Here is a 26,884-nt window from a genome sequence, read left to right on the forward strand (position 1 = left end):
CGCGACGGAAGCGTACCGGCATGAGCGTACCGATCCGCGTGCTCATCGCCGACGACCATACCCTGGTGCGCGAAAGCCTGGTCGCTGTGCTCGACGCGATCGACGGCATCCAGGTGGTGGCGCAGGCCGCCGACGGCATCGAGGCGCTGGCCAAGGCCGAGGCGACCAATCCGGACGTGGCGATCGTGGACATCTCCATGCCGCGGCTCAACGGCATCGACGTGGTGCGGCGGCTGTGCGAGACCGTGCCGCTGGCGCGGATCCTGGTGCTGACCATGCACGAGGAACACGAATACGTGCTGCACGCGGTGCGCGCCGGCGCCTCCGGCTACCTGCTCAAGGACAGCGCCAGCGCCGACCTGATCGCCGCGGTGCGCAACCTGCACGCCGGCCGCGGCCACTTCTCGCCGCAGGCGGCACAGGCGCTGGTGGCGCAAATGCAGCAGCCGCAGGCGCTGCCGCCCGACCCCTATCGCAGCCTGACCGCGCGCGAGCGCGAGGTGTTCCACCTGATCGTGGAGGGCCGCACCACCAAGGAAATCGCGCGGGTGCTGCAGATCAGCGTCAAGACCGCCGAGAACCACCGCTTCCGCGTGCTCAACAAGCTGGGCATGCGCAATACCGCCGAACTGGTGCGCTACGCGGTCCGCCACGGCCTGCTCGACTGAACGGCGCCGCATAGCCGCGCCTTCGCCGCGGCTGCGCACACTCCATACGCCATAGTATCCTGGGAGCCTCGGCCGCGCCGCGGCCCTCGTCACGAGCGATCGCATGAGCACCTATCAAGCCCCGTTGACCGATCTCCGCTTCGCGCTGCACGACGTGCTGCAGGTGGAGGCACTGTTCGCCCGCCTGGGCCATGCCGACGCCAACGCCGAACTGATCGACGCGGTGCTGGAGGAAGCGGCGCGCTTCACCGGCACCGTGCTGGCGCCGCTGAACCGGGTCGGCGACGAGCACGGTTGCACCCTGGACAAGGCCACCGGCGCGGTCACCACCGCCCCCGGCTTCCGCGAGGCCTACCAGCAGTTCGCCGAGGGCGGCTGGACCGGGCTGACCGCGGCGGCCGAGTTCGGCGGCCAGGGCCTGCCGCACACGCTGGGCGTGCCGCTCAACGAGATGGTCAACGCCGCCAACCTGGCCTGGGGCAACTTCCCGCTGCTGTCGCACGGCGCGGTCGAGGCGCTCAAGCAGCACGGCGAGGCGTGGCAGCAGGAGGTGTTCCTGAAGCCGCTGGTGGACGGCCGCTGGACCGGCACCATGTGCCTGACCGAGCCGCACTGCGGCACCGACCTGGGCCTGCTCAAGACCCGCGCCGAACCCAACGCCGACGGCAGCTGGTCGGTCAGCGGCACCAAGATCTTCATCACCGCCGGCGAGCACGACTTCACCGACAACATCGTGCACCTGGTGCTGGCGCGGCTGCCGGACGCGCCGGCCGGGGCCAAGGGCATCTCGCTGCTGGTGGTGCCGAAGTTCAAGGTCGCGCGCGACGGCAGCGTCGGCGAGCGCAACGCGCTGCGCTGCGGCTCGCTGGAGCACAAGATGGGTATCCACGGCTCGTCCACCTGCGTGATGAACTTCGACGGCGCGCAGGGTTACCTGGTCGGGCAGCCGCACAAGGGCCTGCAGGCCATGTTCACCATGATGAACACCGCGCGCCTGGGCGTCGGCCTGCAGGGCATCGGCCTGTCCGAGCGTGCGTACCAGAATGCGCTGCGCTACGCCCGCGAACGCCTGCAGTCACGTTCGCTCAGCGGTGCCAAGCTGCCGGAGAAGCCGGCCGATCCGATCCTGGTGCATCCGGACGTGCGCCGCATGCTGCTGACGGTGAAGGCGCTGACCGAAGGCAGCCGCCTGCTGGCGCTGCACGCCGCGACCCTGATCGACATCGCGCACAGCGCGCAGGACCCGGCCGAGCGCGAGCAGGCCGACGTGCTGGTCAGCTTCCTCACCCCGATCTCCAAGGCCTGCCAGACCGAGTGGGCGGTGGAGAACACCTACCACGCGCTGCAGTGCTTCGGCGGCCACGGCTACATCCACGAACACGGCATGGAGCAGTTGGCCCGCGACGCGCGCATCACCACCCTCTACGAAGGCACCACAGGCATCCAGGCGCTGGACCTGATCGGGCGCAAGACCGCGTCCAGCCAGGGCGCCGGGCTGAAGCTGTTCCTGGCGCAGATCGAGGCCTTCCTGACCGAGCATGCCGACAACCCGGCCGTGGCCGAGTTCATCGCCCCGCTGCGCGAGAAGGCCGCCGAGTGGGCCGCGCTGACCGAGCGCATCCTGCAGCGCGCCGCCGGCAATCCCGAGGAACTGGGCGCGGCCAGCTACGACTACGTGTTCTATTCCGGCTACGTGGTGCTGGCCTACTGGTGGGCGCGCAGCGTCGCCGCGGCCGAGGCCTCGGCGCACGGCGAGGCGTTCAAGCAGTCCAAGCGCGAGACCGCGCGCTTCTACTACGCGCGTCTGCTGCCGCGCACGCTGACCCACGCTGCGGCCATCGACAGCGGCGCCGAGCCGCTGATGGCGCTGGCCGACGCGCAGTTCTGAGTCCGCACGCCTGCGTCCACGCAGGCCGCCCCGGCACGCGCGCCGTGCCGGGGCGGCACCGCCGGTGGCGGCCGATACACAAACCGTCACCAATCGGGTATAAGCTGTTTTCCCGATGGAGACAGACACAACAACGCTTGGTCTGATCGATACCGGGGCCTGCGGCGCCTCGGCCGCGGTCCCGTCGCCTGCGGCGTCCCCTTCCCACCTGCCTTCGGTCCGGCTGCTGTCGCTGGACGCGCACGGCCGCGTGCTGGACTGGATCAACTGGCAGGACGCCGCCTGCCTGTACGCGCGCGGCGCGGTCGCCTGGACCCTCGGCGAGCCGTGCCTGCACATCCATGGCGGCATCTGCCGCGCCAGCGGCGAGCGCAGTGTGCTGGAACTGCATCCGATCATCGCCGCGCGCGGCCACGCGCATGCGCGTGCGCTCGATCCCACCCCGACCCTGACCAATACCGCGCTGTTCGCCCGCGATGCGCAGCTGTGCCTGTACTGCGGCCAGCAGTTCAGCCGCCCGCAACTGACCCGCGACCACGTGCTGCCGGTGTCCAAGGGCGGCCGCGACATTTGGGAGAACGTGGTCACCGCGTGCTTCCACTGCAATTCGCGCAAGGGCAACCGCACCCCGCAGCAGGCGTCGATGCCGCTGCTGGCGGTGCCGTACCGGCCGAGCTGGATCGAGCACCTGATCCTGTCCAACCGCAACATCCTGGCCGACCAGATGTCGTTCCTGAAGGCGCAGTTGCCCAAGCGCTCGAAGCTGTCGTTGTAGCGCGCGGCCTCACGCCGCCGTCACACCCGCTGCGACGGATTGCCGCACCCCGGCCGAAACAGGCCATGCCTGCGCCCGCGACTGAACGGGTTGATTGCGCGTGCCCGGAATGGAGAGGAAAATGACAGGTCCGCTGAACCTCCATTCCGATGATCGACCCCACCCGCTATCCGCGCCTCTCGCGCATCCAGGTCCCCGAAGAACTGCGTCGCTTCGATGAATCGGAGCTGCCGGCCATCGCCGAGGAACTGCGCGCCTTTCTGATCGAGTGCGTCGGCAAGAGCGGCGGCCATTTCGGCGCCGGGCTGGGCGTGATCGAGCTCACCGTGGCCCTGCACTACCTGTACGACACGCCGGTCGACCAGCTGGTGTGGGACGTGGGCCACCAGACCTATCCGCACAAGATCCTCACCGGGCGCCGCGACCGCATCCACACGGTCAAGCAGGCCGACGGCGTGGCGCCGTTCCCCAAGCGCGAGGAAAGCGAGTACGACACCTTCGGCGTCGGCCACTCCTCCACCTCCATCTCGGCGGCGCTGGGTATGGCGGTGGCGCTGCAGCGCATGGGCGACGAGCGCAAGGTGGTGGCGGTGATCGGCGACGGCGCGATGACCGCCGGCATGGCCTACGAGGCGCTGAACCACGCCGGCGGCATGGACCCGGAACCGAACCTGCTGGTGATCCTCAACGACAACCGCATGTCGATCTCCGAGGCGGTCGGCGGGGTCACCAAGATGCTGGGGCGGATGAGCGGCAGCAAGACCCTCAACGCCATCCGCGAGGGCGGCAAGAAGATCCTCGGCGACAAGAAGAGCAATCCCACCGCGCGCTTCGTGCGGCGCTGGGAAGAACACTGGAAGGGCATGTTCGTGCCGTCCACGCTGTTCGAGGAAATGGGCTTCCACTACACCGGCCCGATCGATGGCCACGACCTGCCGGCGCTGCTGGGCGCACTGAAGACGCTCAAGACCCTGAAGGGTCCGCAGTTGCTGCACGTCATCACCACCAAGGGCAAGGGCTACGAACTGGCCGAAGGCGACCAGATCGGCTACCACGCGGTGGGCCCGTTCGACCCGAGCAAGGGCCTGGTGGCCAAGCCGGGCGCCAAGGCCCCGACCTACACCGACGTGTTCGGCGACTGGATCTGCGACATGGCCGCGGCCGAGCCGGCGCTGCTGGCGATCACCCCGGCGATGCGCGAAGGTTCCGGCCTGGTGCGCTTCAGCAAGGAGTATCCGCAGCGCTACTTCGACGTGGCCATCGCCGAGCAGCATGCGGTGACCCTGGCCGCGGGCATGGCCGTGCACGGCGCCAAGCCGGTGGTGGCGATCTATTCGACATTCCTGCAGCGCGGCTACGACCAGTTGGTCCACGACGTGGCGGTGCAGCAGCTCGACGTGCTGTTCGCGATCGACCGCGGCGGCGTGGTCGGCCCGGACGGCGCCACCCACGCCGGCAACCTGGACCTGAGCTTCCTGCGCTGCGTGCCGCACCTGGTGGTGATGGCACCGGCCGACGAAGCCGAGTGCCGGCAACTGCTCAGCACCGGCCTGCGCCATCCCGGTCCGGCCGCGGTGCGCTACCCGCGCGGCACCGGCCCCGGGGTCGCCCCGGGCACCACCCTGGAGCCCTTGCCGATCGGCAAGGCCCAGCTGCGCGCGCAGGGCCACACGGTGGCGCTGCTGGCGTTCGGCGCGACCCTGGCGGCGGCCGAGCAGGTCGGCCGCGAACTCGGCCTGAGCGTGGTCAACATGCGCTTCGTCAAGCCGCTGGACCGCGCCTTGCTGCTGGAGCTTGCGCAGAGCCACGAGGGCTTCGTGACCATCGAGGACAACGTGGTGGCCGGCGGTGCCGGCTCCGGCGTGGCCGAACTGCTCAACGCCGAAGGCGTGCTGCGCCCGGTGCTGCACCTGGGCCTGCCCGACGCGTTCCAGCACCACGCCAGCCGCGAGCAGTTGCTGGCCGAAGCCGGCATCGACGCCGCCGGCATCCGCGCCGCGGTGCTCAAGCGCTGGCCGCAGCTGGCCACCAACGCCAGCGCACCGCGCACCGCGGCGGGCTGACCGCCGCGGTCCCCGTGACGGCACGCCGCTGCGTGCCGTACCTGCCTGCGCCGCTGCGCGGATCCGGACGCGCCAGCGGCCGCATGGTCCGGTCACGACAGCCCGCGCACCGGCTAGGGTGCGATTACCTCGTCACCGCGGGCACGCAACCGATCCAAGGGGCCACCAGGCGCCTGCAGGGTCTGCATCGGCAATGCCGCGAAACTGGAGCGGTTCTGCACCAACGCCCGCTCGGCCGTCTGCAACCAGGCCGCCATTGCCCGCTCGCGCACATCGCCCAGCCCCAGCTTGCGCGCGATCGCCGCTTCGCCGACCGCGTCCAGACAGACCCGGTACTGATCGTTGGCGGGCAACGTGGCCAGCGTGTCCAGATCGCCTTCGGACCAGGCGTTGGCGCGCTGGCGCATCGTCTCCAGGTCGCGATCGATGACCTGCAAAGTGCGCGCGAAGCACGCGCTGTCGTTCAACGAGGTCGCCCGGAATTCCTGCAGCGCACGCTTGGCGTCGGGCACCCGGACCTCCACCACCACCGGCACGATCGGCACCTTGGCGCGCTTGGCCGCACGTTCGATCACCGGCTGCACGACGCTGCCCAGGCTCAGGCCGGATCTGCGCATCGCCGCTTCGTACAGTGCCTGCGCGGCGAACACCGGCCGCCAGCGCTCCACGCTGCCGTCGCGGCCCAGGTAGCGCGCCTTCAGCGGCAACCAGCGCGCATAAAGGTCCGGCGGCAGCACCTGCTGCAGCGTGCGGTCATCGGGATTGCGCCGCGCCTTCAGCAGGGACGGCAGCAGCAGCAGGCTGCGGAACATGCCCAGGCCGGAGTCCAGGGTGACGGTCGGCGCCGCGATCACCTGCTGCGATTGGGCGATCACCCGCTCCACCTCGGCCGATTCCCACTGCATGCGCCTGGGCAGCGGCGACACCGTGCCGAGGATCCACAGCACATGGTCGCCGCGGCGGACCTGCCACAACCCCGGGCCGGGCTGGCGCCCGCTCACCAGCACCGCTTCCAGGTCGACCACCGGTGGACTGGTCGGGGCCGTGGCGCGCGGTGATGGCGACGCGGCCGGCATCGCGGTCTGCGCCTGTGCCGCCGGCACCGCGACCGCCAGCAACGCGGCCGCCAGGCACAGCAGCGTCCGCAACCGGTGCGCGATGCGTCGCCGTCCGGTTTTCGCGGGCAGCGTGTCTGCTCTGCCCCACGCCGATCGCGGCGGCATCAGCCGTCCAGTCTGGGCAGATGCGCGGCCAGCGGATCGCTGTCGGCCAGCAATTCGAAGCGCTCCCACAGAAAGCCCGGCGCCACCACGCAGCGCACCAGGCAATAGTCGGCCAGCGGCCGCGCGGCCTGCCAGGTACCGGCCGCGATCACCACCGAGGGCATGCCGCCGCGCTCGCTGGCATCGAGCCGGTAGCGCTGCAGGCCGTGGTGCGGGTCGAAGCCGAGCAGTTCCAGCGCACCGCCTTCTTCCCACTGCCAGGTCTCGTCGGCATCGATGCGGTGCCAGCGGCTGACCTCGCCGCGCTCCAGCAGGAAGCGGATCGCGGTGCAGGCCGGACGCAGCGTCTGCGCGTGCTGCACCATCAAGGCCGAGGTGTGCACGCGCGCATAGCGTCCCCCTTCCGGGTGCGGCAACAGCGACAGGTCGCGCACCAGGGCGGCGATTCGGAAGGCGGCGGCGCTGGACATGGGTCCAGTCTAATCCCGCGGCGTGGCCGCGCGCATGTCAGGCGCCGCAATCCGCGCGGGCGGCGTCGGCCGCGGTCAGGCCAACGGCAGCGAGTCGCGTGCGGTCGCCGCAGGAGCCAGGCGCCGGCCGTGGCGCAGGCACAGCGCGAAGAACACCAGCAGGTCCCAGCTGTAGCGCTTGAGCAGGCGCCGCGGCTCGCGCAGCAGGCGGTAGATCCATTCCAGGCGCAGCCGACGCACCCAGGCCGGCGCGCGCTTGGCGGTGCCGGACAGGAAATCCAGCAGCGCGCCCACACCGAATGCCAGCGGCACCTGCAGCTGCCCCGCCTGCTGCAGCAGCCAGCGCTCCTGCAGCGGATTGCCGAACGCCACCAACAGCACGTCGGCGCCGCTGGCGTTGATGCGTGCGGCCAGGCCCGTGCCGGCCGCGGCGAACTCGGCATAGCCGTCGCAGGTGCCGACCACCTGCTGCCCCAGCGTCTGCCGCAAGGTCTGTGCCGCGGCCTCGGCCACGCCGGGTCGGCCGCCGAGCAGGAAGAAGCGCAACGGACGCGGACTCTGCCGGCAGAGCGCCGGAATCAGGTCGGTGCCGTTGAGGTTGCCGGCGAAGCGACGGCCGTGCACCAGCAGCGCGCCCAGGTCCATGCCGATGCCGTCGTTGACGATGCACACGCCCGGCGCCGCCAGGCGCGCGCGCAGGGCCTGGCACTGCACCACGAAGTTGGTGTTGGCGAAGAACACCTGGCGGCGCTCGCCGCGCGCCAGCGCCCGCAGCAAGCTGGCGACGAAATCGGCTTCGGTACTGCGCAGGATCGGATAGCCGCCCAGCGCCAGCACCTCGCCCGTCGCGCGCTCACCAGAGGTCATGCGGAAAGCTCTCCAGCAAGCCGCGCTGCACCGCGGCCAGGTCGAACACGGTATTGCCGCCCAGCGCCACGCATTCCTCCACCGTGTGCCCGGCATGCCAGCGGCTGCGGCCGGTGCCGTGATAGTAGTCGTCGTACTTGAAGCGGTCCTCGCCGTTGCCCCAGTCCAGGTACACCGAGGGCACGCCGTAGGCTTCGGCCAGGATCAGCCCGTGCAGGGAACTGGACACGATCAGGTCGGCGCCGAGCAGTTGTCGCACGAACGTGGCCGGCTGGCGGTTCGGCAACACCAGGTGATCCTTGTAGCCGGCGTACTTGTCCAGCGGTTCGTTGAAATGCGGCACCACCAGGAACGGTCGCCGTGCCGGCGCCGGCGCCAATGCCTCGCGCGGGAAGAACAGCGGCATCAGCAGGCCCGGATCGCCATAGACCTCCGGCACCTGCAGGCCGCGCTCGCGCAGGAAGGCGCGGGTCTTGGGTCCGCGCACGGCGCGCACGTCGAGTTGGCGGAAAGTGTGGCGGTCGGCAGGGATCTTGCCGTTGACGCCGCTGCCCCATACGGTGTCGCCATCGCGGGCGAAATGCAGCACCGAGCCGATCGCGATCAGCCGCGTGCGCTTGTCGCGCTTGTCCAGCAGGGTGCGGTCGCGCTGGCCGAGCACGTTGGAGACGATGATCTTGGAAAGATGATCGCCGACGTTGATCTCGCCATTCTTCGGCTTCCACCAGAACAGCGCCCGGCGCTCTTCGTAATCGATCCATTTTTGCAGAGTGGACATCGGTCCTCCTTGGTTGCGCGGGGGTACGGCGAACACGCCGACGGCGTGTGCTCAGACCGCGCCGTCGGCGAACAGACGTGTCTCCGGATAGGCGGCCGGATCCAGCACCCGGTCGGTGGTGTCGGACCAGCTCAGGCACTGGCGATGGCGCACGTGCGGCGCCTGCAGCGCCTGCCCGATGGCGGCGACGATGGACGCCTCGTCGCCGGGGGTGTAGCCGAAGCGCGACGGATAGCGGCCGACCACGGCATGCGGGCACACCGCCGGCAGGCCGAAGAAGTCGTACTGCAGCAGCTTCATCGAGCTGTCGGCCAGGTAGGCCGGCACCTGCTCGGACGCGTACGGCGCGATGCCGAAGCGGGCGTGCTTGATGTAGCGGATGGTCTCGGCGTGCTTCATCTCGCCGTACACCACCACGTTGTCGCCATAGCCCGGCGCGCGGCCCATGCCCGAGCCGATCACGTGGAAGGTGACCTGCGGGAAGGCGCGGCTGGCGGTGACGAAGAACGCGGGATCGAACAGCATCGAGCCCACCGCCACCGCATGGATGCCCTCGCCGTACGGCGAGGGGTCGCCGAGCGTGTGCAGGTCGTGGTCCACGCCGTGGCCGACGTGGTACACGTTGTCGCGACTGGCGACCTCCTCGGCCATCGCCGGCGACACCAGCGCGATCACGTCCAGGCTCGGCGCCACGCGGTCGAACTCGCGCTCGATGTAGTCGGCGACGTTGATCGTGCTCAAGCCGTCGGAGGCGCGATACACCTTGCGCGCGGTCGGGTTGATCCGTGCCGCCAGGGCAATGAAGGCCACCGCGATGCCGCTCTCGAACACGATCACGTCGGCCTCGCGGATCCAGCGGATCAGCGTCGCTGGCGCCCAGGCTGCGTACAGCTTGAACATCAGGTTTTCCAACGGCCGCAACCAGCGCCGCCGGGTGTTGAACGGGTGCAGCGGCGCGCGCCACAGATAGCAGTCCACCCCGTTGTGGCGGACCACCTGGTTGGCGCTGGCGTCCAGCGGCAGGCGCAGATCGCCCTTGAGTCGCGACAGCAGGCTGTAACGCAGCGAGAAGAAGCGCGTGGGACCGCGCTTGGCCAGCTCGTCGGCGATGAAGTGGATGTTGGCGCGGCGTGGCGTTCGGTAATCGTGCGCCGACAGCACCAGGTAGCAGGGTGCACGGCCGCTGGCGGCCGCGGCCGGCGCAGACGCGGACAGCGTCGCTGCGGAAGAGTCGCTCATGCCGTCGCTCCTATGCGGGATGGAAGATGAAGAACACGCTGGCGCATCTCGCTCATCGCTTGCTCCGCGCCTGGCGCAGCAACGTGCGCATCTGCAGGATCGCCAGCACGTCGCGGCGGAACGCCGGCCACAGCGCGAACACCAGCAGGCCGGACAGCGCCATCGCCGCCGCGCCGACGACCAGCTGCAGCCACAACGACGCACCGCCCCAGTACTGCGCGGCGAAATAGGCGACGACGCCACAGACGCCGTAGCCGAGCACCGCGCGCAAGGCGTTGTTGAACAGTTCCCAGGCGGGGATCTGCGGCGCGATACGCGCGATCCAGATCACCGACAGCGGCCACATCACCAGCAGGCCCAGCGTATAGCCCACGGTCACGCCCATCACGCCCCACAGCGAGCCGGCGAAGATGCAGGCGATCAGCATCACCCGCCCCACCACCGAATACACCAGCTGCTGGCGCATCAGGCCCAGCGCCAGGAACACCCAGTAGGTGGCGTAGGACGCGGTCTGGAAGATGCCGCCGAGGGTCAGCACCTGGAACAGCGGCACGGCCGGCCGCCACTGTTCGCCCAGCACCAGCACGATCAGCGGCATCGCCAGCGCGCAGGCGAAGGAAAACAGCGCCACGATCAGGTGCACCATCACCGTCTGCCCGCGCAGCAGGAAGTTGCCGAAGCGCGGCGGGTCGTCCTGCAGCTGCGACAGCACGGGCAGCGCCACCGAGGTGGCCGGTGCGTTGATCTGGTTCAGCGGCATCATCAGCAGCTGGAACGCGCGGTTGTACAGGCCCAGCGCTTCGGCGCCGATGCGATGGCCGATGATCACCTGGCCGACATTGCGGCTGGCGTAGCCGAGCAGTTGCGCGGCCATCAGGTTCCAGCCGAAGCTCAGGAAGGTGCGCATCGGCGCGTCGCGCCGGTAGCCGCGCGGCAGCCAGCGCGCGCAGGCGCCGGCGATCAGCAGGTTGACCAGCGCCTGCACCACCTGCTGCCAGACCAGCGCCCAGTAACCGTAACCGGCCAGGGCCACGCCGACGCCGGCCAGCAGGCCCAGCACCTGTGCGCCGACGTCGCTCAGCGAGACCTGGCCGAAACGCAGCGCGCGGCTTAGGTGCGCGCGGTACTGCGTGGTCATGCCGTTGAGCAGGAAGGTCACCGCCAGCGCCTGGGAAATACCGAGCAAGGCCGGCTCGCGGTAGAAGTGCGCGATCCACGACGAAGACAGGAACACCACGATCGCCAACAGCAGGCCGATGCCGCTGTTGATCCAGAACAGGTTGTCGCGCTGCTCGCGGCTGACGTGTTTGGCCTGGATCGCCGCCGAGGACAGGCCGAAGTCGCGCAGGATCTCGGCCATGCCGACGATCGCCGTCACCATCGCCATCAGGCCATAGTCGTAGGGCGTCAGCAGCCGCGCCAGCAGCACGATGCCGCCGAACTGCACCACCATCTTCGCCAGCTGCCCGGCCATGGTCACCGCCGCACCGCCTGCCGCGCGCGCGCCCAGCCCGGGTTGCGGCGCCGCCGGCCGCGGGGTCTCGGCGCTGCTCATGCGCCCTCCCCGCGGCCTGCGGTCAGCGCCTGCAGATAACTGCGGTAATGCTGCAGGCCGATCCCGTTCCAGTCGCGCCGCGACAGGTCCGGCACGGCGTCGGCCGGCAACTGCTGCGCCTGCGCCAGGGCCTGCGCCAGTTGCGCCGCATCCAGCTCGCCGCGGTACAGCTGCACCCACTGCGCGCCGACCTCGTCGGCGATGGCGGCATTGGCCTCGCTCCACGGCGCCAGCACCGGACGCGCCAGCGACAGCGCCAGCAGCAGGGTGCCGGAGTTGTGCATCTGCCGGTACGGCAGCACCACCAGTTCGGCCTCGCCGACCTCCTGCGCCAGCACCGCGTCCTCCACATACTGCAGCCGTGCGCTGATCCGCGGATCCTCGGCACAGGCGCGCTCGACCACGCCGCGGATCTGCGCGTCGATCGGATTGCCGGCGATGCGCAGGCTGAGCTGCGGATCGGGCAGCGCCTGCAGGGTCGCGATCAGCGTCTCCACGCCCTTGTACGGGCGCAACAGCCCGAAATGCAGCAGGCGCCCGGGCACGCGCGGCGGTTGCGGCAGCGGCGCGTACCAGTCGCGGTAGTGGCCGTGCAGGATGGTGTCGGTGGCCGGCGCGCGCGCGGGCGTGGTCGCGTTGATGCGGATCCAGCGCGCGGTCTGGCGGTCGATCCAGCGCAGCAGCAGGCGTTCGCGCCAGCCCTTGTCCTCGTGCGGCGCCACGTTGTGCAGGGTACGCACCAGCGGCACCCCGGCCAGGCGCAGGCGCAGCAGCAACAGGGCCACGCAGACCTGCTTGGCCAGCGTGCCGAGCGCGGTGCGATGCCGCAGCAGGTACTCCGGCCAATGCAGGTGCAGCACGTCGTAGCGCGACAGCAGCGCCGCACGCATCGAGAAGAAGCGCAATTGCACCTGCGGCGGCAGCGCCGCATAGAGCTGGGTCAGGTAGGGATTGGTGGTCGCGGTCGGGCGCTCGGTGGACAGCAGCACGGTGACCGCCGGCGCGGCCTGCTGCGAGGCACCGTTGTGCTGGCGCTCGCCGCTCATCGGCCGCCCTCCGCGCCGCCCAGCGCCAGGCGGTACTCGTCCAGATAGGCGCCGACCACGCGGTCCCAGTCGTAGCGATGCGCATAGGCCATCGCCGCGGCGCGCTGCGCGGCGAAGTCCGCATCGGTGCCGGCGGCGAAGGCGCGCACCGTGGCTGCGGCGGCCTGCGCATCGGCCGGATCGACCAGCACGCCCTGCCCCGACTCGCGATGCAGGCACGCGAACGGCGGGATGTCGCTGAGGATCGGCAACAGCCCGGCGCTCATCGCTTCCACCGCGGCCAGGCCGAAGCCCTCGTGCCGCGACAGGCACACGAAGTACTGCGCGCTGCCGAGCAGTTGCGCCAGTTGCGCCTGAGTCGGCGCCACCTGCAGGCGCACCCGCTGCTGCAGGCCACGCTCGGCGATCGCCCGCTGCAGGTCGGCCACGCTGAAGTCGTATTCGCGCCCGGCCACGATCAACTGCCAGGCCGGATCCTGTGCGGCCAGCGCATGCACCAGGTCCAGGGTTTCCAGCAGGCCCTTGTTGACCGACCAGCGCCCGAAGTAGATCAGCGAGCGCCCGGGCGTGGCGCTGCCCTGCCCGGCGAACTTGTCCACGTCCACCCCGTTCTCGATCACCCGCAGCCGCTGCGGCGCGACCACCTGCGAGAACAGCTGGCCGTCGTTCTCGCTGGTCGCCACCACGCGCGCATAGGCGAGCGCCGAGGCGCGGGTGAGGGTCTTGAACCAGAGCATCTTCAGGCGCGAGGCATAGGTGGTATGGAAGAAACCGCCATGGGTGGAGACGATCATCGGCACACGGTGCAGCGGCCGGGTCAGGGCCAGGAAGTCGTAGAAGAAGTCGATGCCATGTACGTGCAGCAGATCGGCGCCACGCACCGCCGCCAGCACCGACGGCGCCAGCGGATAGCGCGAGGAGCCGCGGTACGGCAAGCGCACGATCGGCACGCCCTGGTGGCTGTCGCGCGACGCCAGGCGCTGCTGCGGATCGGTGAACACCCGGTCCAGGCTCACCACCTCGACCTGGTCGCGGCCCTGCTGCAGGTGGCGGCGCGCGATGTTCAGCACCACCTCCTCCATGCCGCCCACCGACGGATGGAACTGGCGCACCACATGCACCACCTTCATGCCGTCGCTCCTGCGGCCGCGCTGCGGCGCACGCCGATCATCCACGGCGCGACCCGCACCAGCACCGCGCGCATCGGCACGCTGGCCAGCACCGCCAGCACGCTCACCGACACCGCCCAGGCCGGCCCCCAGGCATCGCCGCGGACCAGGCCGGTGCGGGCGGCGACGCCGGCCATCACCGAGAACAACAAGGTGTGCGTGCACAGGATCAGCAAGGTGTTGCGTCCGATCCACTGCAGCCAGGCCCAGTGCTGCACCAGCCCGGCGACGCACAGTGCCATGGCGCTGCCGAGCAGGCTGGCGGCGAGGAAGCCCAGCGGGGAATCGCCGAACTTGAGCATGTTCACGTCGACGCGGCCGTTGTGCCAGGCGATCGCGAACCAGGCCGCACCCAGCAGCACCGCCGCCAGCGCATTGCCGCCCGGCCGCGCCGGCCACCAGTACGCCCGCGTCGCCGCCAGCGCGCCGATCGCGAAGAAGCACAGCGCCACCGGCAACACGTCCAGCGAGAACGGCAGGCGCATGTCCTGCCCCGGAAACCTGCAGGCCCAGCCCCAGGCCAGCGGCAGCGACAGCCCGGCCAGGGCCGGCACCGACAGCGTCCGGCGCAGGGCCAGGTACGCCAGCGTGGTCACGAACAGCGCCGGCAGGAACCACAGCGCCGGCATCACATAGAGCTTGGGGCCGATGCCGCTGACCAGGCCCAGCAGCGGCTCCCACCACGGCCGGTCGCCCCACAGTTGCGCCTTGCTGCCGATATGCCGGGTCAGCATCCAGTACGCGTAGGCGACGAAGAAGAACGCCACGTAAGGCAGCAGCAGGCTGCGCGCCAGCTTGCCGACCGTGGCCAGGGTCAGCGGGCGATTGCCGAAGGCCTCGCCGACCCAGCCCGACAACAGGAAGAACATCGGCACGTGGAAGCTGTAGGCCAGGATCACGTAGGCATGCGGAATGCCCTTGGCATGGCCGAACACCACCAGCAGGATCGCCAGCGCCTTGGCCGCATCGATGCGTGCATCGCGCGGCGCCCCCGTGCGTGCGCTGCGCGCCTGCGCCGGCACGGACGCGGAAACAGCCGTGGCAGGCGCGCTCATGCCGGCACCGCCGGCATGCGCGCGGCCGGCGCCGTCGGTGCCGCGGGCAGCGCCGGCGCATCGCGCAGGCGCGGTGTCATCTGCCACAGGCAACCGCACACGAACCACCACAGCGCCGCGGTCTTGATCGAGAAGTAGCCGTTGGAAACCAGCAGGCTCAGCGAGAACGCAAAGATCAGCAGGTTCTTGAACAACTGCCCTTCGATGGTGCGCATCAGCATCGCGAACGAATAGGCCAGCAGGAACGCCAGCACCAGCAACACCGACTGCGAGGAGATGAAGTAGGCGATGCCGCTGTCGAAGTAGCGGTACGGCTGGTCCATGTCCAGCCCCATCCACGCATCGGCGCTCATCCTGCGGATCGAATCGACAGTGAAGAACACCCGCCCCAGCGTGGTGTCCTCGTAGCTCTGGATGCCCGAGGCCCACACCAGCAGCCACGCACCGCCCATCACCGCGAAGAAGATCAAAAAGCCCAGGCGCTGATCCATGCGCAGCAGCAACGGGCTCAGCAGCACCATCATCACGCAGGTGCCGGCGGCCAGGCGTCCGTCCGAGGCCACGACCAGGAAGCCGATCATCGCCACCGACGCGACGATCGCCCACGGCCGCATCCAGCGCCAGAAGGTCAGCAGGATGGCGGTGAAGAAGATGATGAAGTTGCCCATCGTCACCGGCTCGATGAACACCGAGGAGGCGCGTGGCAGGTTCGACGACGGCAGGAAGTTGCGTGCGCCCGGGCGTGTCGCGCTGACGAACAGATTGCTGTCCTGGTTCCAGAAGCTCGACGCGCTGGCGCCGCGCGCATTGACGAAATAGCTCTTGGGGTTGACCACGTCGCCGTAGACCTTGGGCAGGGCCAGTTCGAACACCGCCACCAGCGACACCAGCAGCGCCATGCGCACGAACATGCGCGGCAACGAGCCGGTATAGGCCGCGCCGAGCAACAGGAAGGCGAACGGAATCAAGGCATCGCGGAAGAACTTCGGATCCAGCGACCAGGCCATGAACAGGCGCACCAGCATCAGCAGCGCCAGCAAGGCGATCCCGGTGAACACCATCGCCATGCGCTTGCGGTCCAGCGCGCGCAGGCCGAGCAGGAAGCAGGCGGCATAGACCGCCAGTTCCACCACATAGGTCATCGCCGGGCTGACCCGGAACACCTTGGCGTTGATCACCGCCAGCACGAAGTTGTAGCCGATGGCGAACAGCAGCACCAGCTCGATCAGCAGGTTGCGGCGCTGCTCGCGCAGCGGCATGGCCGGCGCACTCAGCATGCGTACCTCGCTGCGATGGCGGCGCAGCGCACGCCGCCCCTGCGGTGGACCGGCGCCAGGCACGGCGCCGGCGTGCGGCGCGCGATGCCGTTCGGCGTACGCAGGGCCGGAACGACGGCGACGCGGGGGCGACGCCGGCGCTGCTCACGGTCGGCGGGAGGAAGACGCATCGGGCGCATCAGTAGGCGGTCTTCTGCCCGAGCACCTTGAACGCGGTCAGCACGATGATCCGCGTGTCCAGCCACAACGACCAGCGGCGGATGTAGTCCAGGTCGTACTGGATGCGCTTCTTCATCGTGCGCAGTTCCGGGGTCTCGCCGCGGAAGCCGTTGACCTGCGCCCAGCCGGTGATGCCCGGCTTGACGTAATGCCGCTGCATGTAGTGGTTGATCAGCTTCTCGTAGTGGGTGTTGTGCTGCGCCGCGTGCGGACGCGGCCCCACCACCGACATGCTGCCGCCGAGCACGTTGAACAGCTGCGGCAACTCGTCCAGGCTGGTGCGGCGCAGGAACGCGCCGAAGCGGGTCACCCGGCTGTCGCCGCGCGTGGCCTGCACCACCACCTCGCTGGGCTCCTGCTGCACGCGCATGGAGCGGAACTTGTACATGTAGAACTCGCGCCCGCCCAGGCCGTGGCGGCGCTGGCGGAAGAACACCGGGCCCGGCGAGCTCAGCTTCACGCCCACCGCGATCGCCAGCATCAGCGGCCACAGCATGGCCAGCGCGGCCAGGGCCACCAGCTTGTCCTGCAGCGCCTTGGCGACCACGAAGTAGGTGTTGCGATCCACCCCGCCCTGGCGCAGGTTGATCACCGGCACGTTGCCGATCTGGTCGCCGGACTGGTTGAGCATGCCGAAGTCGAACAGGTCCGGGATCAGCCTGACCTGGATCGGATAGCGGTCCATGCGCTGCAACAGCTGCTTGATGTGGTCGCGCTCGCCCAGCGGCAGCGAGATCCACACCTGCTCGACCTGGTGGTCGTCAAGGTAGTCGATCAGCGCGTCCGCGGTGCCCTCGCCGAGGCACTGCAGCCTCTGCGGATGGTCGGCCACCGACAGGTCGTAGTCGCTGCTGAAATAGCCCACCACCTGCATGCCCACCCAGGGGTTGCGGCTCAGGTAGTTGTGGATCTTCACCACCGGATGGCGCAGGCCGACCACCACTACCCGCTGCACGTCCACGCCCTCGGAACGCAGCCGATTGAGCACGCCGCGCACCACCGTGCGCGAGAGCAGCAGCGTGGCCAGGCTGGTGACGAACCAGGTGCCGATCCACAGCCGCGAGACCTGCTGGCCGAACTGCACCACGAAGGCGTGCACCGCGAACAGCGCGAACACGCCGCCGCAGGCCAGGCTCAGCACTAGCATCTCGCGCAGCAGGCCACGCCCGCGCCAGCTGCGGTACAGCGGGAACAGCGCGAAGCAGATCACCGCGTACAGCAGGGTGGTGCCGATCGCCACCCGATACGCCGGTTCCGGCATCCAGGTGCCGAACAGCAACCGGTGGGTCAGCAAGGCGCCGCCGACCATGACGGTCAGGTCGGACACGCGCAACAGGATGTCTGCCGCGGCCGCGTACTTGGACAGCATGCGCGGCGAGGAGGTCGTATAGGTGGCGCTACTCAGGTCTGCCAAAAGCATGATCGGGATTCCTATCCAAACCCGGTCGATCGGCATGCGGGGGAACATGCGACGCCGCCGGGCCTCGATTTCGCCTGCCTGTGGACCGCTGCGGCGCCTCCCTCGCCGACCCCAGGTCCACGGCAGCCCGTGACTACTTCAACAGAAGAACGTCTTCGTACAACCGCGCTGGAAAATAATGGAGCACCTCATTGCCTAGCTGAACCACGTATCACCTCACTGAAGACTGTGCGTCGAACCGATGCCGATGTGTGCGTTGTGGCACGCGCTCGCGCACTGCGCGGTGCGGCGCGCCATGGCGCTGCGACATCTCATGCCGAGGCCGCCGCCGCGGCTTCGGCTTCGCGGATGAAGTAGCGCACCAGCGCCACCGCTACCGCCAGGAACAGGCCGAACACGAAGGCCAGCGCCAGGCCGAGCAGCTTCTTCGGCGAGCTCGGCTTGCCCGGCACATCGGCGCGGTCGACGATCGAAATGTTGTTGGTGCCCACGTTGCCGACCACGCCGATCTCCTTGTAGCGCTGCAGCAGCGCGTCGTAGAGCTGGCGGTTGGTGTCGGCCTCGCGGCGCAGCATGGTGTAGCGGATGCTGCGGGTCTGCAGGTCCAGTTCGTCGTTCTTCAGGGCCGCGATGCGGTCGCTGAGCAGCGTCTCCTGCTGCCGCGCCGCCTCGTAGTCGTTCTTCAGCGCGCTGCGGATATTGGCGATCTCGTTGGCGATCTGCCGCTTGGTCTCGGCGATCTGGTTCTGCAGGCGCTGCATTTCCGGGTAGCCGGGCTGGAACGTGGCCAGCTTCTGCTGGTAGTCGGCGGTCAGCTTGGCCTGTTCGGTGCGCAGGCTCTGGATCAGCGGACTGCTGACCACCTGCGGCAGGCCCATGCCGTCGCCGATGCCGGCCTGGCGCCAGGCTGCCTCGGCCTTGATCCGCGCATCCTGTGCCGCGGCCAGGCGCACATTCAGCTCGCTCATGTTCTGCGTCGGCAGCGACGGCTTGTCCTCGCCCATCGACACGATCTGTTCCTGGCTGGAATAGTCGACCGCGTTCTTCTCCGACTCCTCGACCTTGTCGCGCAGCTGCGCCAGGCGTTCGGACAGGTAGCGCGCAGCGAACGAGGACGCCTGCAGGCGGCGTTCCTGGGTCGAGGCGATGAACATCTTGGCGTAGGTGTTGGCCACGCGCGTGGCCAACACGCGATCGGGGGAATCGAAGTTGATCCGCACCAGGCGCGAGTCGCGGACCGGCTCGATGGTCAAGGCATCCAGCACCGGGCCGACCAGCGCATTCTCGGCCGCCGCGGCACGTGCCTGTGGCGTCGGCGCACGCCCGTCGCCGTTGTCCTGCAGCTTCTCCAGGGCTTCGTCGACCAGCGGCTTGAACGCCGGGGCCTCGGTCAGCTTGGCCTCGCGGATCACCTGCCGCGCCAGCGAACGGCTGCCGAGCAGTTCGTACTGGGTCTGGTAGAAGTCGCGATCCTGCGGCGATTCCACCGGCATCAGGTTGGCGACGTTGGCGACGTTGAGCGATTCGCGCTCGATCTGCAGCACGCTGGTGGCGCGGTACTTCGGCGTCATCAGCAGGATCACCAGCAGCGCCAGCAGCACTACGGCTCCGGTGATGCCGACGATCAGCCAACGCTGCCGGTACAGCGCATTCCAGTAATCCAGCAGGCCGATGTCGGCCGGGCTCAGCGGGGCGCCCACGGGACGCGCATGCGACGCGGAGGCGGGAGGCAAGGTGGAGGCGCTCATCGGTAGGCCCTCCAGACCATCACGAACGGGGTCAGTTGCACCACGGTGCGCAGCAGCACCAGCGCATCGGAGCGGTACACCACCACGATGTCGCCGCCGTAGATCGCCGGGTCGGGCGCGGCACCCTTCTGGATATCGCGCAGGTCGAAACGCGCCAGCATCTTCTGTCCGCCGACGGTGCGGAACACCACCACGTTGCCGCGGCTGGCCACATCGCTGACGCCCTTGCCCAGCGCCAGTGCCTGCTGCAGGGTCAGCGCCGAGCCCTGGATGGGATAGATGCCCGGCTCGCTGACCGCGCCAGTGACCGTGACCCGGTTGCCGGTGAACTCGTCGACCAGCACCGACACCTGCGGGTTCTGCAGATAGCCGTTGCGGTAGCGATCGGCGATCTCCTTCTGCAGGGCGTTGACGCTGGAGCCGGCGGCCTTGACGTCGCCGATCAGCGGCAGCGAGATGCGGCCCTCATTGTCCACCCGCACCTGGCGCTCCAGGTCGTCGACCTGGAACACCTTGACCGTGAGCAGGTCGCCCGGGCCAAGCAGGTATTCCGGCTTGCCCATGGACGCGGCAAGCGGATCGCCCGGCGGCAGATCCGACCGCATTGCCGGCCCGCTGTTGCATGCCGACAGCAGCGCCAGGCAGAAAAGGGCCAGCGCCCAATGGAAGGTCACGGAGAGTTTACCCATGCGCGATGCTGATGCCCTCTGTCGATTGGTTTTCGAAGCGCCGCACTCGCCCAGCCGGCCAGGGTTCCGTCCCGGCCGGAGGATGATCACGGTGTCAATTCCTGCCCGGGACGAATGGCCCTGGCCAACAGCGAAGCTTCGTGTTGCAACGCACTATGGCACAGCCATCTGCCGTCACCAAGGCGTTACCCGACATTTTTTTGACGCAGTAACAGGAGGGTTCAACTACATGTCCAGCGATTCAGCCTAGCAAGCATCCGTGAACGTTCCATCCACGTGATGTTAACGTGACCAATGTCAATGCATTGACGCTGCATCGCTCCCAGTTCTGGCGCGGCTTTGCGCTACCGCGAGGCGGTCCCGGCGCGCCGGAATGGCGCACTCCCGCGGATTTTGTCTACGGCGACGCGCTCGGCCCCCGACCGGATGTTACAGATCGCCCTGTGTGGCGCCGCCGGCACGAATCGGGCAGCCGCATCTGATCCGCATGCCCGTTCACCGGCCGCGCGTCCGCCGGCCATCCAGCGCGGCCCGAATAAAGAAAAAGGCCCATGTCGCGGACATGGGCCTTCGAAAGATGGTCGGGGTAGCCGGATTCGAACCGACGACCACTAGTCCCCCAGACTAGTGCGCTACCAGGCTGCGCTATACCCCGGTGTGTTGCGTCTCCGCCGTCGTGGCGGACCCGCCTTGCGGCGAGCTGGCGATTATAGCGGGTTTGCGGCGGCCATTCCTAGCGGCAGCGGCGGCGCCACTCAGCGCCGCAGCAATTGCAGGACTTCTTCCAGCTCCTGCCGCACCTGCTTGATGATCTGGTTGCTCAGCGCCGATTCCTGGCGGGCGCCCTCGCCTTCCAGGCGCAACCGCGCGCCGCCGATCGTATAGCCCTGTTCGTACAGCAGGCTGCGGATCTGCCGCACCATCAGCACGTCGTGGCGTTGGTAGTAGCGTCGGTTGCCGCGGCGCTTGACCGGTTCCAGGCTGGGGAATTCGGTTTCCCAATAGCGCAGCACGTGCGGCTTGACGTCGCACAGCTCGCTGACCTCACCGATGGTGAAGTAGCGCTTGGCCGGAATCGGCGGAAGTTCGCGGTTACTGCCCGGGTCCAGCATATGCCTCCACTCGCTCCTTGAGCTTCTGTCCGGGGCGGAAGGTCACCACCGTCCGCGCCGAAATCGGGATCTCTTCGCCGGTCTTGGGATTGCGGCCGGGCCGTTGGTTCTTGCGGCGCAGGTCGAAGTTGCCGAAACCGGACAGCTTCACCTGCCGCCCCTGCTCCAGCGCATCGCGCAGCACGTCGAAGAATGCATCGACGAATTCCTTGGCCTCGCGCTTGTTCAGCCCGACTTCGTCGAACAACCGCTCGGCCATTTCCGCTTTGGTCAACGCCATTGCCCTGCTATCCCCTGTCCTTCTCAACCACGCATCCGCGCGTCGTGTTCCCGCGCCAGCGCGGCCACCGCATCGGCGACCACCGCCTCCACGTCGCGGTCTGTCAGAGTGCGCGTGTTGTCCTGCAAAATCAAGCCCATAGCGAGACTCTTGCAACCAGCCTCGACCCCCGCGCCGACATAGCGGTCGAACAGCACCACCTCGCGCAGCAAGGGTCCCACCGCCGCGCGCACGCTGCGCGCCAGCGCCGCCCAGCTCACCGCGTCCGGCACCACGAAGGCCAGGTCGCGGCGCACCGACGGGTACCGCGACAGCTCGGCGGCACGCGGCAGGGCGCGCGCGACCAGCGGCGCCAGGTCCAGCTCGAATGCCAGCACGTCGACGTCGATCTGCATCGCCTGCAGCAGCCGCGGGTGCAGCTGGCCGATCCAGCCGATCCGCACGTCGTCGCGATAGACGTCGGCCGACCGGGTCGGATGCGCGAACGGATGCGTCGACGGGCGATAGTCCAGACGCGCACCGGATGCCGCAGCCAGGGACTCCAGGTCGCCCTTGAGGTCGTGGAAATCGACCTTGCGCGCCGGCAGGCCCCACTGCAGGGCGTCGGCATCGCCACACACCGCGGCCGCCACCCGCTGGGTCTCGATCGGCGCGGCGCCGGCCTGCGCTGCCGCGGCGAACACCTTGCCCAGCTCGAACAGGCGCACGCGCCCGGCCTGGCGCGCGGCGTTGCGGCCCAGCGCGGCCACCAGCCCCGGCAACAGCGACGGACGCATCACTGCCAGCTCGGCGCTGAGCGGATTGGCCAGGGCCACGCGCCCGTCGTGCAGGCCCCATTGGTCCAGCAGCGCAGCATCGACGAAGGCGTAGTTGATGGTGTCCAGCAGGTCGCGGGCCAGCAGTTGGCGGCGCACGCTGCGCTCGTCCAGCTGGGTCTCGCTGTCCATGGCGATGCGGGTGGCGCCGCCGGGCAAGGTGGTCGGCAGGCGGTCGTAGCCGTGAATGCGCGCCAGTTCCTCGATCAGGTCCTCTTCGATGGCGATGTCGAAGCGACGGCTCGGCGCGGTGACCTGCCAGCCATCGGCCGCCGCGGCCACGTCCATGCCCAGCGCGCGCAGGATGCGCTCCACGTCGGCGTCGGCGATCTCGATGCCGAGCACGCGCAGGATGCGCGCGCGGCGCAACGCGATCGGCGCCGGCGTCGGCAGGAACGCCGGCAACTCGGCCTCGACCACCGGACCGGCACGCCCGCCGGCCAGTTCCAGCACCAGTCGCGTCGCCAGTTCCAGCGCGTGCCGCGGCAGCGCCGGGTCCACGCCGCGCTCGAAGCGGTGGCCGGCATCGGTGTGCAGGCCGAGCTTGCGGCCGCGGCCCATGATCGCCGCCGGGGCGAAATGCGCGGCCTCCAGGAATACGTGGCGGGTGGTTTCGGTGACGCGGGTGGCGTGGCCGCCCATCAGCCCGGCCAGTGCCACCGGCCGATCGGCGTCGGTGACCAGCAGGAAGCCCGGATCCAGCGCGGCCTCGCGGCCATCGAGCAGGGTCAGGGTCTCGCCGGCGCGTGCGTGACGCACGCCGACCGGACCCTGCAACGTCTCCAGGTCGAAGGCATGCATCGGCTGCCCCAGTTCCAGCATCACGTACTGGGTGATGTCCACCAGCAGCGACACCGGACGCACGCCGCTGCGGCGCAGGCGCTCGGCCATCCACAGCGGTGTCTTCGCCGCCGGATCCAGGTCCTCGACCACGCGGCCGCAGTAACGCGGCGCATCGGCGCCCGCCTCCAGCGTCACCGGCAGCGTGCGCTCGCTGCCCACCGCGGCCGGCGTTACCACCAGCGGCAGCACGTCGCTGCCGCAGGCCGCGGCCACGTCATAGGCGATGCCGCGCACGCCGAAGCAATCGGCGCGGTTGGGGGTGAGCTTGATCTCGATGCTGGCGTCGGGCAGGCCCAGATACTCGGTCAGCGCCTGGCCGATCGGCGCATCGTCGGGCAGTTCGAACAGGCCGGACGCGTCGCTGTCCAGGCCCAGTTCCTTGGCCGAGCAGAGCATGCCGTTGGACGCGACCCCACGCAGCTTGGCGGGCTTGATCGCGATGCCGCCGACCTGGGCGCCGACCAGCGCCAGCGGCGCGACCAGTCCTGCGCGCGCATTCGGCGCGCCGCAGACGATCTGCAGCAGCTCGCCCTGCCCGGCATCGACCCGGCACACCTGCAGCCGGTCGGCTTCGGGATGCGGCGCCGCCTCGACGATCCGCGCCACCACCACCTGCTGCAGGCCGTCGCCGAGCGGCACGACGTCTTCGACCTCCAGGCCGATGGCAGTCAGGGTCGCGGTGAGCTGCTCACGCGAGGCCTGGGTCGGAACGTGGCTGCGCAGCCAGTTTTCGCTGAATTTCATGGAAGGGCCGGGAATCGGGAATGGAGAATGGGGAATCGAAAGAGCGGTCTACTGGAACGGAAACGGAGCGGGGAAACGAGCTTTTGCGTTGCTTTGCCCATTCCCGATTTCCGTTTCCCGACTCCCAGCCTCAAGCAAACTGCCGCAGGAACCGCACGTCGTTCTCGAAGAAGGCGCGCAGGTCGTTGACGCCGTAGCGCAGCATCGCGAAGCGCTCCACGCCCATGCCGAAGGCGAAGCCGGTGTAGCGCTCCGGGTCGATGCCGACGTTGCGCAGCACGTTCGGGTGGACCATGCCGCAGCCGAGCACTTCCAGCCAGCGGGTGCTGCCGTCGGGCTGCTGCCAGGCGATGTCGACCTCGGCACCAGGCTCGACGAAGGGGAAGTAGCTGGGGCGGAAGCGCATCTGGAAATCGCGCTCGAAGAACGCGCGCACGAACTCGGCCAGGGTGCCCTTGAGGTCGGCGAAGGTCGCGTGCTCGTCGACCAGCAGGCCTTCGACCTGGTGGAACATCGGCGAATGGGTCTGGTCGCTGTCGCTGCGGTAGACCTTGCCGGCGGCGATCATGCGCAGCGGCGGCGCATGCTTCCCCATGTAGCGCACCTGCACGCCCGAGGTGTGGGTGCGCAGCAGGCGGCCGTCGCCGAAATAGAAGGTGTCGTGCATCGCCCGCGCCGGGTGATGCGGCGGGAAATTCAATGCCTCGAAGTTGTGCCAGTCGTCCTCGATCTCGGGGCCGTCGGACAGTTCGTAGCCCAGCCGCGCGAAGATCTCGGTGATGCGCTCCAGGGTGCGGGTGACCGGGTGCAGCCCACCGCGTTCGCCGCGCCGCCCTGGCAGGGTCACGTCGATGCGCTCCTCGGCCAGGCGCGCGTCCAGCGCCGCAGTCTCCAGCAGCGTGCGGCGCTCGGCCAGCGCGGCGGACACCGTGTCGCGCGCGCGGTTGATCGCCTCGCCGGCCAGCTTGCGCTGCTCCGGCGCCAGCGCGCCGAGCTGCTTGAGCTGGGCGGTGATGCTGCCGCTCTTGCCGAGCAGCGCGACCCGCAGTTGCTCCAGCGCCTCCGGGTTCTGCGCCGCGGCGATGTCCGCCAGCGCCTGCCCGCTCAGGGAATCGATCTCACTCATTGCACTCGCGCCTCACTGCTCCGGCCGAACCGCGGCCACCGTGTCCCGCCGATGCGGGACCTCACACCTACCCGGCGGGCATCCCGCATCGGGACGCCCAAAAACGCAAAAGGGGAAGGACTTGCGCCCTTCCCCCTGCATGCCTGCGATTGCTCCCGCCGAAACCCCGCACATGGACGTGCGGGTTTCTGCGGGGACTCGCACTTATGCCGCCAGCGCGCCCTTCGCCTTCTCCGCCAGGGCGGCAAAGCCCTGCGCGTCGTGCACGGCGATGTCCGCCAGCACCTTACGGTCGAGGGTGATGCCGGCCTTGAGCAGGCCGTTCATGAAACGGCTGTAGCTCATGCCGTTGATGCGGGCCGCCGCATTGATGCGGGTGATCCACAGCGAACGGAAATTGCGCTTCTTCTGCTTGCGGCCGATGTAGGCGTACTGCTGCGCCTTGATCACCGCCTGCTTGGCGACGCGGAAGACCTTGCGACGGGCGTTGTAGTAGCCCTTGGCGAGGTTCAGAACTTTCTTGTGACGACGGCGCGCCTGGACGCCACGCTTGACTCGAGCCATGGTTCAGTCCTCAGAGGTAGGGAAGCATACGGTCCAGACGGCCTGCGTCCTCGGCACGGACGTGGTTCGTCTGCCGCAGGTTGCGCTTCCGCTTGGTCGCTTTCTTGGTGAGGATGTGGCTACGGTTGGCGTGGCCGGCCTTGTACTTGCCGGAGGCGGTCTTGCGGAAACGCTTGGCCGCCGCCCGGTTGGTCTTGATCTTGGGCATTGCAATGTCCTTGATGGTGTTTTGTCACTGGTCAGGGCGGTGGCTGCGCCACACTTTCCGTCCGTGCCCTTACCGGCTTGTAAGCCCTTGATCCGATGAGGATCCGGGCGGGTCCTGTTGCCGCGCGAGCGGCAAACCCGATGAACTGGGCCGCGCATTATGCCAGGGCTTGGAATGCCTTGCAAATCATGCAGTTCGACTGGCGCTTGCGCGCCGGGATTCGGGATTCGGGATTCGGGATTCGGGATTCGGGAAGACTGCGCGACGAGTGGCCACGCCGCACCCTCGCAGCAGCGCTGCGCTCGGAGATCAGAAGGGACTGGGCACAGGGACCGGGAAATCGCGCTCCCACCAGCGGCGGGGCGCGATCCTGGGCTGCGCTCCGCGGATCAGCGCTTCTTCGGCGCGATCATCATCACCATCTGCCGGCCTTCCAGGCGCGGACGCGATTCGATGACGATGTCCTCGCCCAGGTCGGCCTCGATCCGCGCGGCCATTTCGCGACCGAGCTCCTGATGGCTCATCTCGCGACCGCGGAAGCGGATGTTGACCTTGACCTTGTCGCCCTCTTCGAGGAAGCGGCGCATGTTGCGCAGCTTGATCTGGTAATCGCCCTCGTCCGTGACCGGACGGAACTTGATTTCCTTGATCTCGACCTGCTTGGTCTTCTTCTTGGCTTCGTTGGCCTTCTTCTGCTGCTCGAACTTGAACTTGCCGAAGTCCATGATCTTGCAGACCGGCGGGTCGGCCTGCGGCTGGATCTCGACCAGATCCAGACCGTCTTCCTCGGCCATCGCCAGCGCTTCGTCGCGGCTCAACACGCCGACCATCTCGCCGTCTGCGCCGATCACGCGCACGCGCGGCACGCGGATCTCTTGGTTCTTGCGGTTCTGTTTGTTGTCAGGGGTACTGATGTTGCAATCTCCCAGGGGAATCGGACTGGCGGGGGCGGGGGGGCCCGCCGCCCCCCGGGGGGGGGGCCCCCACCAAACCGCCCGCACCCCCAGGGCCCACTCGGCGGCCCCCAAATTGTCCACCACAAA

General features: G+C 69.0%; 24 protein-coding genes and 1 tRNA gene. 4 read left to right on the top strand and 21 right to left on the bottom strand.

Annotated elements, in window-relative coordinates:
- The first annotated feature begins 20 nt into the window (after positions 1-20).
- The 4 genes from M3U25_RS07835 (at position 21) to dxs (ending at position 5,394) form a co-directional block, all read left to right on the top strand.
- A complete protein-coding gene (locus tag M3U25_RS07835; RefSeq protein WP_355496591.1) occupies positions 21-668 on the top strand; it encodes a response regulator transcription factor in 648 nt (215 codons plus the stop codon).
- Between the two features lie 103 nt (positions 669-771).
- Positions 772-2,556, top strand: a complete 1,785-nt coding sequence (locus M3U25_RS07840; protein ID WP_355496588.1) for an acyl-CoA dehydrogenase C-terminal domain-containing protein — start codon at positions 772-774, stop codon at positions 2,554-2,556.
- 115 nt (positions 2,557-2,671) lie between these two features.
- On the top strand, positions 2,672-3,331 hold the full coding sequence (locus M3U25_RS07845; RefSeq protein ID WP_026143548.1) for an HNH endonuclease: 660 nt from the start codon (positions 2,672-2,674) through the stop codon (positions 3,329-3,331).
- Between the two features lie 149 nt (positions 3,332-3,480).
- On the top strand, positions 3,481-5,394 hold the full coding sequence (dxs, locus tag M3U25_RS07850) for a 1-deoxy-D-xylulose-5-phosphate synthase (RefSeq protein ID WP_355496583.1): 1,914 nt from the start codon (positions 3,481-3,483) through the stop codon (positions 5,392-5,394).
- A 113-nt stretch (positions 5,395-5,507) separates the two neighbouring features.
- Here dxs and M3U25_RS07855 read toward each other — a convergent pair whose 3' ends face one another.
- From M3U25_RS07855 to infC, 21 genes are all read right to left on the bottom strand, one after another.
- Positions 5,508-6,470 (bottom strand): TraB/GumN family protein, encoded by a 963-nt coding sequence (locus M3U25_RS07855; RefSeq protein WP_355497719.1) that lies wholly within the window; start codon positions 6,468-6,470, stop codon positions 5,508-5,510.
- 146 nt (positions 6,471-6,616) lie between these two features.
- Positions 6,617-7,087: a cupin domain-containing protein gene (locus tag M3U25_RS07860; RefSeq protein WP_242160782.1), complete on the bottom strand. Its 471-nt coding sequence runs from the start codon at positions 7,085-7,087 to the stop codon at positions 6,617-6,619.
- A gap of 75 nt (positions 7,088-7,162) precedes the next feature.
- Positions 7,163-7,954, bottom strand: a complete 792-nt coding sequence (locus M3U25_RS07865) for a WecB/TagA/CpsF family glycosyltransferase (protein WP_355496579.1) — start codon at positions 7,952-7,954, stop codon at positions 7,163-7,165.
- Positions 7,941-8,732: a polysaccharide pyruvyl transferase family protein gene (locus M3U25_RS07870; protein WP_242160784.1), complete on the bottom strand. Its 792-nt coding sequence runs from the start codon at positions 8,730-8,732 to the stop codon at positions 7,941-7,943. The genes M3U25_RS07865 and M3U25_RS07870 overlap by 14 nt, the downstream gene beginning before the upstream one ends.
- A 51-nt stretch (positions 8,733-8,783) precedes the next feature.
- On the bottom strand, positions 8,784-9,971 hold the full coding sequence (locus tag M3U25_RS07875) for a glycosyltransferase family 1 protein (protein WP_355496574.1): 1,188 nt from the start codon (positions 9,969-9,971) through the stop codon (positions 8,784-8,786).
- Between the two features lie 52 nt (positions 9,972-10,023).
- Complete coding sequence (locus M3U25_RS07880) at positions 10,024-11,526, bottom strand: lipopolysaccharide biosynthesis protein (protein WP_242160786.1); 1,503 nt, start codon at positions 11,524-11,526, stop codon at positions 10,024-10,026.
- Positions 11,523-12,572: a GDP-mannose--glycolipid 4-beta-D-mannosyltransferase gene (locus M3U25_RS07885; RefSeq protein WP_355496570.1), complete on the bottom strand. Its 1,050-nt coding sequence runs from the start codon at positions 12,570-12,572 to the stop codon at positions 11,523-11,525. The genes M3U25_RS07880 and M3U25_RS07885 overlap by 4 nt, the downstream gene beginning before the upstream one ends.
- Entirely contained in the window at positions 12,569-13,702 is a 1,134-nt protein-coding gene (locus M3U25_RS07890; RefSeq protein ID WP_355496567.1) for a glycosyltransferase family 4 protein, read from the bottom strand. Before M3U25_RS07890 ends, M3U25_RS07885 begins: the two co-directional genes overlap by 4 nt.
- Positions 13,699-14,796, bottom strand: a complete 1,098-nt coding sequence (locus M3U25_RS07895) for an acyltransferase family protein (RefSeq protein ID WP_355496564.1) — start codon at positions 14,794-14,796, stop codon at positions 13,699-13,701. Before M3U25_RS07895 ends, M3U25_RS07890 begins: the two co-directional genes overlap by 4 nt.
- Entirely contained in the window at positions 14,793-16,073 is a 1,281-nt protein-coding gene (locus tag M3U25_RS07900) for a polysaccharide biosynthesis protein GumE (protein ID WP_355496562.1), read from the bottom strand. Before M3U25_RS07900 ends, M3U25_RS07895 begins: the two co-directional genes overlap by 4 nt.
- Before the next feature lie 178 nt (positions 16,074-16,251).
- The gene (locus M3U25_RS07905) at positions 16,252-17,712 is read right to left on the bottom strand and encodes an undecaprenyl-phosphate glucose phosphotransferase (RefSeq protein WP_242160791.1); all 1,461 of its coding nucleotides are present in this window, start codon (positions 17,710-17,712) and stop codon (positions 16,252-16,254) included.
- 311 nt (positions 17,713-18,023) lie between these two features.
- Complete coding sequence (locus tag M3U25_RS07910) at positions 18,024-19,460, bottom strand: GumC family protein (protein WP_242160792.1); 1,437 nt, start codon at positions 19,458-19,460, stop codon at positions 18,024-18,026.
- Complete coding sequence (locus tag M3U25_RS07915; protein ID WP_160945938.1) at positions 19,457-20,149, bottom strand: polysaccharide biosynthesis/export family protein; 693 nt, start codon at positions 20,147-20,149, stop codon at positions 19,457-19,459. Before M3U25_RS07915 ends, M3U25_RS07910 begins: the two co-directional genes overlap by 4 nt.
- 578 nt (positions 20,150-20,727) lie before the next feature.
- A tRNA-Pro gene (locus M3U25_RS07920) sits at positions 20,728-20,804 on the bottom strand.
- A gap of 100 nt (positions 20,805-20,904) precedes the next feature.
- Positions 20,905-21,261, bottom strand: a complete 357-nt coding sequence (locus M3U25_RS07925; RefSeq protein ID WP_009597860.1) for a MerR family transcriptional regulator — start codon at positions 21,259-21,261, stop codon at positions 20,905-20,907.
- The gene (locus tag M3U25_RS07930) at positions 21,242-21,541 is read right to left on the bottom strand and encodes an integration host factor subunit alpha (RefSeq protein ID WP_003466661.1); all 300 of its coding nucleotides are present in this window, start codon (positions 21,539-21,541) and stop codon (positions 21,242-21,244) included. The genes M3U25_RS07925 and M3U25_RS07930 overlap by 20 nt, the downstream gene beginning before the upstream one ends.
- Before the next feature lie 23 nt (positions 21,542-21,564).
- Complete coding sequence (pheT, locus tag M3U25_RS07935; protein ID WP_355496553.1) at positions 21,565-23,943, bottom strand: phenylalanine--tRNA ligase subunit beta; 2,379 nt, start codon at positions 23,941-23,943, stop codon at positions 21,565-21,567.
- Between the two features lie 130 nt (positions 23,944-24,073).
- Positions 24,074-25,069 carry a phenylalanine--tRNA ligase subunit alpha gene (gene pheS / locus M3U25_RS07940; protein ID WP_355496550.1) on the bottom strand — a complete coding sequence of 332 codons (996 nt, stop codon included), beginning with the start codon at positions 25,067-25,069 and terminating at the stop codon, positions 24,074-24,076.
- 204 nt (positions 25,070-25,273) lie between these two features.
- Positions 25,274-25,633: a 50S ribosomal protein L20 gene (gene rplT, locus M3U25_RS07945; RefSeq protein ID WP_010342859.1), complete on the bottom strand. Its 360-nt coding sequence runs from the start codon at positions 25,631-25,633 to the stop codon at positions 25,274-25,276.
- A 10-nt stretch (positions 25,634-25,643) separates the two neighbouring features.
- A complete protein-coding gene (rpmI, locus tag M3U25_RS07950) occupies positions 25,644-25,841 on the bottom strand; it encodes a 50S ribosomal protein L35 (RefSeq protein ID WP_010342861.1) in 198 nt (65 codons plus the stop codon).
- Positions 25,842-26,230: 389 nt separating this feature from the next.
- Entirely contained in the window at positions 26,231-26,755 is a 525-nt protein-coding gene (infC, locus tag M3U25_RS07955) for a translation initiation factor IF-3 (protein ID WP_230596011.1), read from the bottom strand.
- Positions 26,756-26,884 lie beyond the last annotated feature (129 nt).

It is taken from the genome of Xanthomonas sp. PPL134 (assembly GCF_040595915.1).
GTDB lineage: Bacteria > Pseudomonadota > Gammaproteobacteria > Xanthomonadales > Xanthomonadaceae > Xanthomonas_A > Xanthomonas_A indica.